This window comes from Rhodanobacter aciditrophus, assembly GCF_050026795.1.
Classification (GTDB): Bacteria; Pseudomonadota; Gammaproteobacteria; order Xanthomonadales; family Rhodanobacteraceae; genus Rhodanobacter_A.
On the sequence record NZ_JALBWP010000012.1, the window covers coordinates 699,612 to 712,613 of the forward strand.

Sequence of the window (13,002 nt, forward strand, 5' to 3'; positions counted from 1 at the left end):
TGACACGTCACGGCGGCTTCGATCGGATGCCCCGGTGGGACAGGCGGATCAGCCGCGCTGGTCCAGCACGCCGTTCCACTCCTTCACACGGTCGGCCTTGGCCGCCAGCAGCGCATCCACGTCGCCTTCGACGGTGACCTTCTCGATCACGTCGCCCTGGCTGATCGCGTCGACCACCTGCTGGTCGTTGGCGTCGATCACCTCGCCGAACACGCTGTGCTTGCCGTCCAGCCACGGCGTGGGGCCATGGGTGATGAAGAACTGGCTGCCGTTGGTGCGCGGGCCGGCGTTCGCCATCGACAGCACGCCCGGCTTGTCGTGACGCAGCGAGGGATGGAACTCGTCCTCGAAACGGTAGCCGGGACCGCCGCGGCCGCTGCCTTCCGGGCAACCGCCCTGGATCATGAAGTCGGCGATCACGCGGTGGAACGACAGGCCGTCGTAATAGCCGCGCTTCGCCAGGTTCACGAAGTTCGCCACGGTCAGCGGCGCCTTGTCGTCGTGCATGCGCAGGCGGATCGGGCCGCGGTTGGTGTGGAGGGTGACTTGGATGGCCATGGGCATTCCTCGGCTTGGGCGTGATGGGGCGTCGGCGACGCGCGAACGCCCAAGCATACCGCAGCGCCGGCGGCGCATTCGACGCGCCGGCAGCGCAACACCGCACAAGCGCGTATAATCGACCGATTCGCCCTTCAGAAACCTGCGCGACGATCCCCGCATCGCCCGAGCCCGCCCATGTCCATCGAAAACCTGCGCAACATCGCCATCGTCGCCCACGTCGACCACGGCAAGACCACCCTCGTCGACCAGCTGCTGAAGCAGTCCGGCACGCTCAGCGAGCGCACCGTGCTGGCCGAGCGCGTGATGGACTCCAACGACCAGGAAAAGGAACGCGGCATCACCATCCTGGCGAAGAACACCGCGATCAAGTGGAACGGCAACCGCATCAACATCGTCGACACCCCCGGACACGCCGACTTCGGCGGCGAGGTGGAGCGCGTGCTGTCGATGGTCGACTCCGTGCTGCTGCTGGTCGACGCGATGGACGGCCCGATGCCGCAGACCCGCTTCGTGACGCAGAAGGCCTTCGCGATGGGCTTCAAGCCGATCGTGGTGGTGAACAAGATCGACCGCCCCGGCGCCCGCCCGGACTGGGTCGTCGAGCAGGTGTGGGACCTGTTCGACCGCCTCGGCGCCACGCCTGAGCAGATGGATTTCCCGATCGTCTACGCCTCGGCGCTGAACGGTTACGCCAGCCTCGACCCGGAGGCCCGCGAGGGCGACATGACGCCGTTGTACGAGGCGATCATGCAGCACGCGCCGAAGCCCGACGTGGACCCCGAGGGCGCGTTCCAGATGCGCATCAGCCAGCTGGACTACAACAGCTTCGTGGGCGTGATCGGCATCGGCCGCATCCAGCGCGGCACGATGAAGAAGGGCATGCCGGTGGCGATCATCGACCGCGAGGGCAAGAAGCGCTCGGGCAAGATCGGCCAGGTGCTGGGCTTCATGGGCCTGGAGCGCATCGAGCAGGACAGCGCCGAGGCCGGCGACATCGTGGCGATCTCGGGCATCCCCGAGCTCACCATTTCCGACACGGTCACCTCGCCCGACGTGCCCGAGGCGCTGCCGGCGCTGACCGTGGACGAACCGACCATCTCGATGACCTTCCAGGTCAACAACTCGCCGTTCGCCGGCAACAAGGACATGTCCGGCGGCAAGTTCCTCACCAGCCGCCAGATCCGCGACCGCCTGGACCGCGAGAAGGTGCACAACGTGGCGCTGCGCGTGGAGGACGGCTCGGACGCCGACAAGTTCCTGGTCTCCGGCCGCGGCGAGCTGCACCTGTCGGTGCTGATCGAGAACATGCGCCGCGAGGGCTACGAGCTGGCCGTGTCGCGCCCCGAGGTGATCATCAAGGAGATCGACGGCCAGCAGATGGAGCCGTTCGAGCAGCTGGTGGTGGACGTGGAGGAAACCCACCAGGGCGCGGTGATGGAGCGCCTGGGCGTGCGCAAGGGCCAGCTGAAGAACATGGAGTCCGACGGCAAGGGCCGCGTGCGCCTGGAATACATGATCCCGGCGCGCGGCCTGATCGGCTTCCAGAACCAGTTCAAGACCCTCACCCAGGGTTCGGGCCTGCTGTTCCACGTGTTCGACCACTACGGCCCGAAGGAAGAAGGCCAGATCGCCAAGCGCCCGAACGGCGTGATGATCTCCAACGGCACCGGCCCCACCCCCGCCTACGCGCTGAACATGCTGCAGGAGCGCGGCCGCCTGCTGGTGGGCGACGGCGACGAGGTGTACGAGGGCCAGCTGGTGGGCATCCACGCGAAGGACAACGACCTCACCGTCAATGCCCTGCGCGCCAAGCAGCTGACCAACATGCGTGCCGCCGGCAAGGACGACGGCATCCAGCTGACCCCGCCGATCCGCATGTCGCTGGAGCAGGCGCTGGACTTCATCGACGACGACGAACTGGTCGAGGTGACCCCGAAGGCGATCCGCCTGCGCAAGAAGTACCTCACCGAGAACGACCGCAAGCGCGCCTCGCGCGGCTGAACACGCCGACCGATGCGCCGGAGCAGATGGCCGCCGCAAGGCGGCCTTTTGCTTGGCCGCGGGACTTACGGCCTGCTGCAGGGAAGCGTATCTTCACCCGACTCGCGGCGGCGCCCTTGCGCCATCGACGGACACCCCCCAACCGATCGCCACCCGAAGGACTCGCCATGCAGACACACATCCAGGGAACGACCATGCCGGTGCTCGAAGTGCAGCTCGATCCCGGCGAGAGCGTGTTTGCCGAAAGCGGCGAGCTGTCCTGGATGAGCGCGTCGATACAGATGACCACCCACACCCAGATGGGCGGCGGTGGCGGCCTGCTCGGCATGTTCAAGCGCGTGGCCGGCGGCGGCAGCCTGTTCATGACGGACTACCGCGCCGTGCAGTCCCCCGGCATGGTGGCGTTCGCCACCAGGGTGCCCGGCCACATCGTGCCCGTAACGGTGGCGCCCGGCAGCGAATACATGGTGCATCGGCACGGCTTCCTCTGCGCCACGTCGCAGGTCGCCATCGGCGTGGGCTTCCAGCAGTCGCTCGGCGCGGGCATCTTCGGCGGCGCCGGCCTGCTGCTGCAGCGGATCAGCGGCACCGGCACCGCGTGGCTGGAACTGTCCGGCGAGCTCATCCGGAAGGACCTGGCGCCCGGCGAGACGCTGCGCGTGCATCCCGGCCACGTCGGCGCGTTCCAGGCATCCGTGAATTTCCAGATCACCACCGTGCCCGGCATCAAGAACGCCCTGTTCGGCGGCGATGGCATCTTCCTCGCCTCGCTCACCGGGCCCGGCACGGTGTGGCTGCAGACCCTGCCGATTTCGCGCCTGGCCCACCAGGTTGCCGAATACCTGCCCGGCGAGGGCAACAGGGCGGCATCGACCGGCATCGGCGCCGGCCTGCTCGGCGGCGTCATCGGTTCGGTGCTCGGCAACAACGACTAGGAACGCGGTCTTCCCCCGAAAGCGGGAAGCGGAAATCACGCCTGCAACTGCGCCCGCTCCAGCGCGGCGACATGGCGCTCCAGTCGTGGCCCCACGTAGCAGTGCGAGCCGCAGGGCAGGAGACCCACCCTGCCGAACTCGCGCAGATACCAGGACGGCGCACGCGCCAGGTAGCCCTGGCGGTCGCCGACGACGTCGTCGCGGCTGGTGAACACTTCGAGGAAGGCGATGCCTTCGAGCATCTCGCCGATGCCGACGAGGCCCGCGCGGATTTCTGCGGGCCTGAGGTAATGCAGCACGTCGCTGCACACCACCAGGTCGAAGCGTGCGTCGAAGCGCAGGTGTTCGAGCTGGCCGAAACGCGCGAGGCCGATGTTGCGGCTGCGGCCGTAGCGCGCCACCACGTACTCGCTGGCGTCCAGCCCGCGGTAGTCGAGGCCGGGCCGCAGCGCGCGCAGCGGCGCGCGCCAGCTGCCTTCGCCGCAGCCCACGTCCAGCACGTTGCGGATCGGCCGGCCGAGGTAATACTCCGCCTGCGCCACCGCCATCGCCACCTTGCGCCGCAGCGCGACGGACGAGCCCACCGCCAGGGACGGGTCGCGGTACCACTTGTCGAAATAGGCGCGGTCGTAGGTCTTCGGCATGGCGGCACTCCTGCGGGATGCGCATGGTAACCGGCGTGATACGGCAGCTCACGCAAAATGCTGCGAAAGATGAATCGCCAGCGAGTCCACCTGGCGCATTGCAATGCCGTGGTCATCCACCCCGGCACCCTCGGCGTTGAAGGCCCGACATCCTCGCCGGAGAACGGACGCATGCCTGCCGCACCGATACGCCGCCCCGGCCTCGTGCCGGGCCTGTTGCTGGGATGCCTGCCCATGTTGGCCTGCGCCGGCCAGGCCGCCCCGCGGCGCATGCCTACGACCGCCGTTACCGCGGACGTGGGTGGCCTGAGCCTCTCCGACCTCGCCTGGCTGCGCCGCGACGGGTTCGGCCTGGACAGCGCCACCCTGGCGCACTACCGCGAGCTTGGCCGCACGCGTTTCCTGGACGAGCAACTGGCCGGTGGCGACGACACACTGCCGCCGCAGGTGGCTGCGCAGATCCACGCCCTGCCCGTGGTGCACACGCCGCTGCCGCAACTGTGGGCGGACTTCCGCGACCGTCAGAAGCAGTTCAAGGACACGCCCGCTGGCCCCGCCAAGGACGCCGCGAAGAAGGCGCTCGCGCAATACCGCCGCGACCTGTACCAGCAGGCCGCCCAGGCCGAACTGCTGCACGCGGTGTACGGCGGCGACCAGCTCAAGGAACAGCTGGTGTGGTTCTGGCTCAACCACTTCAGCGTCTACGCCAACAAGGGCCCGGTGCGCGTGTTCGCCGCCGACTACGAGGAAAACGTGATACGCCCGCACGCGCTGGGCAAGTTCCGCGACCTGGTGATGGCCACGCTGAAGAGCCCGGCGATGCTGGTGTACCTCGACAACGTGCACAACATCAAGGGCAAGACCAACGAGAACTACGCACGCGAACTGATGGAGCTGCACACGCTGGGCGTGGGCTCGGGCTACACGCAGGACGACGTGCAGCAGCTGATGCGCGTGCTCACCGGCGCCGGCCTGTTGCCGCCGAAGCTGGCGATGCGTGGCGGACGCTTCGGCCGCGGGCGGCCCGGTCTGGTACGCGACGGCCTGTTCGCCTTCATCCCGGCCAGGCACGACTTCGGCGACAAGGTGTTCCTCGGCCAGACCATCAAGGGCAGCGGCTACGCCGAGATCGAGCAGGCGGTGGACCTGATCGTGCACCAGCCCGCCTGCGCGCACTTCGTCTCGCAGCAGCTCGCCGAGTATTTCATCGCCGACAAGCCCTCGCCCGCCCTGGTGGGCGCCATGGCGCACACCTTCCAGCGCACCGACGGCGACATCGCGGCCGTGCTGCGCACGATGTTCCTCTCGAAAGAGGCCGTCGCCGTGGGCGGACACAAGTTCAAGGATCCGATGCGTTTCCTGGTTTCCGCGATGCGGCTGACCTACGACGGCCAGCCCATCCCCAACGCGGTGCCGCTGGTGAACTGGCTGCGCCAGATGGGGGAGCCGCTGTACGGCCGCATCACTCCGGACGGCTGGCCGCTGGATTCGGCGAGCTGGACCGGCTCGGGCCAGATGAGCAAGCGCTTCGACTTCGCGCGCGTGATCGGCAGCGGCCGCAACCGGCTGTTCGCGGATGACGGCGGCAACGCCCCGCGCGCCCTGCCGCCGGGCCCACCGGACATCCGGGACTCCGCGCTGTATCGCGACGCGATCGCCCCCGTCCTTTCCGACGCCACCGGCGACGCGCTGGCCAAGGCCAGGTCGCCGATGGAGTGGAACACCTTCCTGCTGTCCTCGCCCGACTTCAACTACCGCTGAGGTGACGCCATGAACCGTCGCGAATTCCTGCTTGCCGCCGCCGGCGCAGCCGCTGCGTCCACGCTGTCGTTTTCCAGCCGGCTGTTCGCCGCGCCGGCGAGTTCGCCGCGCTTCCTGCTGGTGTTCCTGCGCGGCGGCTACGACTGCAACAACCTGCTGGTGCCCTGCGGCAGCGATTTCTATTACGCGTCGCGCCCCACCCTGGCCATCGCCAGGCCCGACCCGGGCAATCCGGACAGCGCCGTGGCGCTGGACACGGGCTGGGGCCTGAACCCGGTGGTGCGCGAATCGCTGCTGCCGCTGTGGCAGAAGAAGCAGCTCGCCTTCATCCCGTTCGCAGGCACCAACGACCTCACGCGCAGCCACTTCGAGACGCAGGACCACATCGAGCGCGGCGAACCGCTGGGGCCGGTGGCCAACTACCGCTCCGGCTTCCTCGCGCGGCTCTCCGGCGTGCTCGACAAAGCCACCCCGGCGATCGCCTTCACCAACAACTTGCCGCTGAGTTTCCAGGGCGCGCGGCGCGACATCCCCAACATCTCGCTGAAGGGCGATCCCAAGGCGCATTTCGACGAGCGGCAGGCGGCGATCCTCGCCGGCATGTACAAGGGCACGCCGCTGGCGCAGGCCAGCGCAGACGGCCTCACCCTGCCCAAGACCGTGTCCGCCGACCTGCGCAACGAGATGATCGCCGCCAGCCGCGGCGCGCCCAGCGCGCACAACTTCGCCGCCGAGACGCGGCGCATCGCCACCCTGATGCGCGACCAGTACCGGCTCGGCTTCGTCGACGTCGGCGGCTGGGACACCCACGTCAACCAGGGCAGCACCAGGGGCGGCCTCGCCTACAACCTGAAGAACCTCGGCGAAGGCCTCGCCGCCTACGCCGACGCGATGGGCGACGACTGGAACGACACCGCCGTGGTGGTGCTCTCCGAGTTTGGCCGCACCTTCCGCGAGAACGGCGACCGCGGCACCGACCACGGCCACGGCACTGTGCACTGGGTGTTGGGCGGCAAGGTGGCCGGCGGTCGCATCGCCGGCGAGCAGCTCGCGGTGACCCAGCCGAACCTGTTCCAGAACCGCGACTACCCGGTGCTCAACGACTACCGCGCCGTGCTGGGTGGGCTGTTCGCGCGACTGTGGGGCCTGAACGCCAGCCAGTTGCAGACGGTGTTCCCGCAGGCCAAGCCGAAGGACCTGCGGCTGGTGTAGGCACCTGCCGGGGGGGAGGGCTTGCCGGCGGACCGGGCATGCGGGATTCCGGACCCGCATCGCGCGCACCCTGCCCTTGCCATGGCGCATCCGCGCCGGCGCGGCAGCCTCCCGCGACACCCGCGCATCGACGCAATGCGAGAATGCGCCGATGACCCCGCTGAAATACCTCCAGGCGTACCCGTCCGCCGTGCAGGACAAGGTGCGCCAGCTGATCGCGCAGCAGCGCCTCGGCGAACACCTGGCCACGCGCTACCCGGGCCGCCACGACGTGCAGAGCGACAAGGCGCTGTACGGCTACGTGGCTGCGCTGAAGCAGCGGCACATGAAGCAGGCGCCGGCCATCGACAAGGTGCTTTACGACAGCAAGCTCGACGTGGTGCAGCGCGCGCTGGGCCTGCATACCGCGATCTCGCGCGTGCAGGGCAGCCGGCTCAAGGCGAAGAAGGAGATCCGCGTGGCCAGCCTGTTCAAGAGCGCCGCGCCGGAGTTCCTGCAGATGATCGTGGTGCACGAGCTGGCGCACCTGAAGGAAAGCGAGCACAACAAGGCGTTCTACCAGCTGTGCCAGCACATGCTGCCGGACTACCACCAGCGGGAATTCGACCTGCGCCTCTACCTGACCTGGCGCGAATTGCCTTCGACCAACACACCCCACCCGCAGGAATGACGATGGATAGCGCGGCACTGCAGAAATACCTGTTGCGGCTGTTCGAGCGAAATGGCGTGGAGCTCGACGCCGACGAGGACGGCTGGCTGACCACCGACGGCGACTTCCCCTCCGTGCGCACCCAGTGGCACGCGGGCACGGCCGACGAACCGGGACACCTCGACATCGACGTCGTGCTCAGCGAGGAACGCTGCATCGAGGAAAGCTTCGCCGGCCACGGCACCGACGCGGAAGGCTGCATGGCCGCCCTGCGCGCGTTCGAGCACAGCGCATTCCATCCGTTGCTGGCCGCCTGCTGGTACGTCACCGACGACCGCAAGCTGGCGATCACGGCATGGGAAACCGCCACCCGCACCTGGGACGTGTTCGCCGGGCCCTTCACCCTGCACGGCGCGGACATCACCGACCTGGAGATGCTGGAGCAGGTACCGAAGGCGATCGAGACCGCATGGCAACGCGAGGCCCCGCCCGCCGAACTGCACTGGCTGCGACTGGTGTACCGCCGCTCGGCGGAAGGCGAAACGCGCTGCGAAGTCCTGCTCGACAACGAGCCGTGGGTGGCGGGCACCGATGCGCTGAACACGCTGCCGTGGCCGCCGCTGGGCGACTACGGCGCCCACGGTTTCATGGTGCTGGACGTGCGGGATTACTGAGGGTGGGTGCCGCCCTCAATTCACGTGGTCGAACTCCGGCATCGCCTTGAACAGCTGCCCGCTGCGCCACGCCTCGGCGCCCTTCCGCTGGTACACGAGCTTGCCGCCCACGATGGTGTAGAGCACGCGGGTGCGCAGGATCTGGTCTTCGGGGAGGGTCAGCAGGTTGCCGGAGATCACCACCATGTCGGCGAGCTTGCCGGGGCTCAGCGAGCCGAGGTGGCGGTCCTCGAACACGGCATAGGCGTTGTTCCAGGTGTAGGAGCGCAAGGCTTCCATGCGGGTCTTCACCTGGGCCGGGAAGAAGCGTTGGCCGCGGCCGTCGTCGCGGGTCACCGCGCAATAGAAGCCGGCGATGGGGTTGGTGTCTTCCACCGGGGTGTCGCTGCCGTCCAGCACCATCGCGCCGCTCTGGATCAGCGAATGCCACACGTAGGCGCCCTGCTCGGCGCGCTGCTCGCCGAGGCGGGGGATCACGTACGGCGCATCGGAGCAGGCGTGGATGGACTGCATCGAGGCGATCACGCCGAGCTGCGCGAAGCGCGGGATGTCGGCGGGATCGAGGTGCTGTGCGTGCTCGATGCGCCAGCGCAGCGCGTGCGCCGCCGGGTCCTGCGCGTAGGTCTGCTGGAACACGTCCAGCACCTCGCGGTTGGCGCGGTCGCCGATGGCGTGCACGGAAAGCTGGAAGCCGTCGCGCGCGGCGATCCGGGCGATCTGCCGGATGTCGTCCATCGCCACCACGTTCTTGCCGCTGATGCCGGGCGCGTCCGTGTACGGCTTGAGGAACCACGCACTGTGCGTGCCCAGCGCGCCGTCGGACAGGACCTCGCCGATGCCACGCAGGGTGAAGTGGTCGTCCGCATAGCCGAGCGTGCGGTATCCCGCCAGGTTCGCGTCCAGCGACGCCACCGGCTCGCCGGCGATGTTGGCATACAGGCGCAGCGGAAAGCCCTTGCCCGCCTGCTGCTTGAGCCAGCCCGCCGTCTTGAAGTCCACGCCCATGTCCACGAAACCGGTGATGCCCTTGCTCACCTCGTTCTGCATGGCGAGCTTCAGCGCCTGCTCCTTGTGCGCCGCCAGTTCCTGCGGCGGCAAGGTGGCGAGATAGCGGTTGTAGGCGGCGAATACCGCGTCGCCCGCGGTATCGCGCAGCGCGCCGATGGCGTTGCCCTGCGCGTCGCGCACGATACTGCCGCCGGCCGGGTCGGGCGTGTCGCGGCCGATGCCGGCGAGCTTCAGCGCCATGGCATTCGCGTAGATCGCGTGGCCGCTGGTATGCGACAGCAGCACGGGATTGGCGGGCGACACCGCGTCGAGGCTGGCCGGCAGCGGCAGTCCGTCCACGTTGGGTTGCGGCACCTTGTTCCACTTGCTCTGCTGCCAGCCCTGGCCGACGATCCATTCGCCCGGCCTGGCCTTGGCCACCGCGGCCTTCACCATCGCCACGATCGTGTCCCAGTTCGGCGCCTTGCCGAGGTCCAGTTCCATCAGCGACTCGCCGGTATCCAGCAGGTGGCCGTGGCCTTCCATGAAACCCGGCGCGACGAAGGCACCGTGCAGGTCCATCACCCTGGTGTGCGGGCCGATGTAGCGGGCGATCTCGGTGTCGCTGCCCAGTGCGGCGATCTTGCCGCCCTCCACCGCCAGCGCCTGCGCGTGCGGCTGCAGCGGATCGAGCGTGGCGATGCTGGCATCGCGCAGCACCAGGTCGGCGGCGGGCAACGCGGGCGGGAAGCCCTTGACCGGCGCGTCGGCCGCAGACGCTGCCAGCGAGGCCAGCAGGAAAACCGGAAGCCAGGAGCGGCGCAGGTGCATGATGTTTCCCCGATGAGCGCGCACGGGCGCGTCGAGGCAGCGTAGAAAGCCGGCCGGGCGGGGTCAACCGGACGAAAGGCACCCCGCCCCCTCCCGCGCGGCAACGAAGGGAGCGGCTACGCCACGCGCCGATAGCTTCCCTGCATCACCGGTTCCCAGCGCACGCCGCCGTCGAAGGAGCTCTCCAGCGCCAGCTCGAACGCATCGTCGCGCAACGCGTAGGTGTGCCGTGTCTGCCCCCGCGGCGAGCTGCGCAGGAACACCAGCCGCTCGCCGTCCCAGTGTCCGGGCGCCGGTTGCGCGGGAGCAAAGCCATAGCTGTCGAACCAGTACAGAGCGTATTCGTCGTGGCCGGGGCCGGCGGTGAACACGGCGTGCGCCTGCAGCGCAGGCTGGCCATCGCGCTCCTCGCGGTAATCCATCAACAGCGCGCGGCCACCGAGATCCAGTCGTGCGGAGATGCGCCCGCGAGCCGGCCCACCCTCGCCCCACCGCGTGGTGGCGATGGTCTCCTCGCCTTCCCACTCGCCTGCCAGCAGACCCAGCGCATGCTTCATGTCCATGATCAGGCCCTGCGCACGAGCAGGTGCTTGGCGAGCTGGCCGTGCAGGTAGCCCAGGCCGCGCACCATGTGCAGCAGCAGGAAGAACAGCAGCAGGCCCAGCACGCACAGCACGGTCGCGCCGCCCCAGCCGCTCAGCCACTCGACGCTGCTGCAGATCCACTCGGGCGCGCCGACGCAGGTGCCCACATCCCAATGCCCCAGCACGGCGACCAGCTTCAGGACAGGCGCGGCGATGAAACTCAGCGAAACGGCAAGCCAGGCCACGATCAACGTGAAGTAGAAGATGCCCAGCGGGAGCAGCAGCAGCGCGTACAGCATCGAGCTCCAGCTGCGCGGATCGGTGAACATCGCGCCGATGCGCTGGAACAGCGACATGTGCCTCGGCGGGTACGGCGGCCGGCGCGGCATGCGCACGCCGAGCATGGTTTCCACGAGCCGCCCTTCCAGCAGCGCCAGACCGCGCACGCTGCCGAAGAACAGCACGACGAACGGCAGGCCGATGATGAGCAGCGAGAAGCCCGCCGACATCGCGAGGCCGGCGACCACCCAGGTGAAGTACGCGATGCCGGTGACCAGCCCGAACAGCAGGTAGAACAGCGCTCCCCAGGCACGCGGGTCGGCGATCACGCCGAAGAAGCGGCCGGCGGCCGAGCGGCGCCTCGGCGGCGGCGGCGGACGGATCGCGCGCTGGATCCTGATCTCCTGGTCACGGTAGATCTCGGCCACCTCGTCCGGCGCGCCGTAGCTCTCCACCACGTGCGCGAGCATCGCGGCCTCGTCGCGGCCGGGGCGTTCGTACAGCTCGGCGCGCAGGTGTTCCTCGGCGTCGTAGAGCGCATCCTGGACCAGCGCGGGGTCGGCGCCACGCAGGGCGGCGCGCAGTTGTTCGAGGTATTCGTTGATGGTGCGCGGTGTAGTCATCACAACTCTCCCTGCAGAACCTTGTCGACGGAGTCGCGGCTGGCGCTCCACGCGGCGGTCCACTCGCGCAGCACCTCGCGGCCGAATTTCGTGATGCGGTAATAGCGGCGCGGCGGCCCGCTCACCGAGGGCTCCACTTCGCTGGCCAGCAGGCCGGCGCCCTCCAGGTTGCGCAGCACCGGGTACAGCGCGCTCTGCTTGCCGGCCAGCACGCCTTCGCCCGCCTGCTCCAGCCGCTTGGCGATCTGGTAGCCGTACAGCGGCTGGCGCGACTGCCCCAGCACCGCCAGCAGCACCAGCGACACCGTGCCGGTGGACAGCTCCTTCTGGAACTTCTTCAGTTGGCCGCCGATGTCGTCCACGCGCTTGCCCGCACTGCCTCATAACTTGAAGTGAAGCATAGTGTTTACTTCGTACTAGCGCATGCGCCGGAAGTCATGGAGCGCCGAGGCCCAGGCGTGTGGGCATGACACCAATGTTTGTGCACGTTGTACAAACAATGGTGATAACGGGTGTGTACAAACATTGGTGATAGAGGCGTCGCGGCGATATGGGCAACAGTCGCTTGCAACACACCGGCTGGGCCAGGCGCCCCGCGACGCCAAACCTGCCCGGCGGCGCCGCGCCCGCTCCGCTCGCCATGCACGGGCACAAGATCCGGATGGCCGCGACGAACGTTCCGGCGGAAAGTGGCGCTATCAGCCATCCACGGAACTCTCATGTCTTTCCGCATCAGCGGGCTTTCGCCCGAAACTTTCCGCCATCTGTTCGGCGCGAGCGACGCCACGCTGAAGGCGCATCGCGCGGTGCGCTGCATCGTCGACGTGGCCCACGGCTACCCCGAACGCATTGAGCTGCGCGATGCAGCCGTCGGCGAATCCCTGTTGCTCGTCAATTACACGCACCTGCCCGCCGACACGCCTTACCACGCCAGTTACGCCGTCTACATCCGCGAAGGCGCCGAACAAGCCTACTCCTCGATCGACGAGGTGCCCGACGTGATGCATCGCCGGATCATCGCGCTGCGCGCCTTCGACCGGAACCACATGCTGATCGCCGCCGACCTGGCCACGGGCGATGACATCCGGGACACGATCGAGCGCCTGCTCGCCGACGAACGCACCGGTTACCTGCATGCGCACTACGCCAAACCCGGTTGCTATGCCGCCCGCATCGACCGAGCCTGAACGCCCGCGGGTAGCACGGGCACACCAGGACGACCCGTGGGATGGCGAGTCGCCCACCAGTGGCGCGGCAGGTC

Annotated in this window: 13 protein-coding genes; 7 read left to right on the forward strand and 6 right to left on the reverse strand. The window is 68.5% G+C overall.

Translation table 11 applies throughout. The features are described from left to right. Positions 1-48: 48 nt before the first annotated feature. On the reverse strand, positions 49-558 hold the full coding sequence (locus tag ACQGNW_RS16335; RefSeq protein ID WP_426664315.1) for a peptidylprolyl isomerase: 510 nt from the start codon (positions 556-558) through the stop codon (positions 49-51). Positions 559-735: 177 nt separating this feature from the next. Here ACQGNW_RS16335 and typA point away from each other — a divergent pair, with 177 nt between their 5' ends. Beyond that, entirely contained in the window at positions 736-2,562 is a 1,827-nt protein-coding gene (gene typA / locus ACQGNW_RS16340; RefSeq protein WP_426664317.1) for a translational GTPase TypA, read from the forward strand. Positions 2,563-2,729: 167 nt separating this feature from the next. Then, the gene (locus ACQGNW_RS16345; protein WP_426664319.1) at positions 2,730-3,497 is read left to right on the forward strand and encodes a TIGR00266 family protein; all 768 of its coding nucleotides are present in this window, start codon (positions 2,730-2,732) and stop codon (positions 3,495-3,497) included. Positions 3,498-3,532: 35 nt separating this feature from the next. On the opposite strand, the gene ACQGNW_RS16350 is transcribed toward ACQGNW_RS16345, so the two are convergent. After that, a complete protein-coding gene (locus tag ACQGNW_RS16350) occupies positions 3,533-4,141 on the reverse strand; it encodes a class I SAM-dependent DNA methyltransferase (RefSeq protein WP_426664320.1) in 609 nt (202 codons plus the stop codon). Positions 4,142-4,312: 171 nt separating this feature from the next. Between ACQGNW_RS16350 and ACQGNW_RS16355 the strand changes: the two genes are divergently transcribed. The 4 genes from ACQGNW_RS16355 to ACQGNW_RS16370 all read left to right on the forward strand — a co-directional run bounded on the left by ACQGNW_RS16355 (position 4,313) and on the right by ACQGNW_RS16370 (position 8,437). Further along, positions 4,313-5,902, forward strand: coding sequence for a DUF1800 domain-containing protein (locus ACQGNW_RS16355; RefSeq protein ID WP_426664322.1), 1,590 nt, complete (start codon positions 4,313-4,315; stop codon positions 5,900-5,902). Between the two features lie 9 nt (positions 5,903-5,911). Further along, entirely contained in the window at positions 5,912-7,114 is a 1,203-nt protein-coding gene (locus ACQGNW_RS16360; RefSeq protein ID WP_426664323.1) for a DUF1501 domain-containing protein, read from the forward strand. A 151-nt stretch (positions 7,115-7,265) separates the two neighbouring features. Further along, positions 7,266-7,784: a M48 metallopeptidase family protein gene (locus ACQGNW_RS16365; RefSeq protein WP_426664325.1), complete on the forward strand. Its 519-nt coding sequence runs from the start codon at positions 7,266-7,268 to the stop codon at positions 7,782-7,784. A 2-nt stretch (positions 7,785-7,786) separates the two neighbouring features. Continuing rightward, positions 7,787-8,437, forward strand: a complete 651-nt coding sequence (locus tag ACQGNW_RS16370) for a DUF6348 family protein (RefSeq protein WP_426664326.1) — start codon at positions 7,787-7,789, stop codon at positions 8,435-8,437. Between the two features lie 15 nt (positions 8,438-8,452). Here ACQGNW_RS16370 and ACQGNW_RS16375 read toward each other — a convergent pair whose 3' ends face one another. The 4 genes from ACQGNW_RS16375 to ACQGNW_RS16390 all read right to left on the reverse strand — a co-directional run bounded on the left by ACQGNW_RS16375 (position 8,453) and on the right by ACQGNW_RS16390 (position 12,103). Beyond that, complete coding sequence (locus tag ACQGNW_RS16375) at positions 8,453-10,255, reverse strand: amidohydrolase (RefSeq protein WP_426664327.1); 1,803 nt, start codon at positions 10,253-10,255, stop codon at positions 8,453-8,455. 116 nt (positions 10,256-10,371) lie between these two features. Further along, positions 10,372-10,818: a DUF1579 family protein gene (locus ACQGNW_RS16380; protein WP_426664328.1), complete on the reverse strand. Its 447-nt coding sequence runs from the start codon at positions 10,816-10,818 to the stop codon at positions 10,372-10,374. Positions 10,819-10,820: 2 nt separating this feature from the next. After that, positions 10,821-11,741 (reverse strand): sensor domain-containing protein, encoded by a 921-nt coding sequence (locus tag ACQGNW_RS16385; RefSeq protein ID WP_426664329.1) that lies wholly within the window; start codon positions 11,739-11,741, stop codon positions 10,821-10,823. Next, positions 11,741-12,103: a PadR family transcriptional regulator gene (locus ACQGNW_RS16390; protein WP_426664331.1), complete on the reverse strand. Its 363-nt coding sequence runs from the start codon at positions 12,101-12,103 to the stop codon at positions 11,741-11,743. Before ACQGNW_RS16390 ends, ACQGNW_RS16385 begins: the two co-directional genes overlap by 1 nt. Before the next feature lie 357 nt (positions 12,104-12,460). On the opposite strand from ACQGNW_RS16390, the gene ACQGNW_RS16395 reads away from it, so the two are divergent. Then, the gene (locus tag ACQGNW_RS16395) at positions 12,461-12,928 is read left to right on the forward strand and encodes a DUF1203 domain-containing protein (RefSeq protein ID WP_426664333.1); all 468 of its coding nucleotides are present in this window, start codon (positions 12,461-12,463) and stop codon (positions 12,926-12,928) included. The last annotated feature ends 74 nt before the right edge of the window (positions 12,929-13,002 follow it).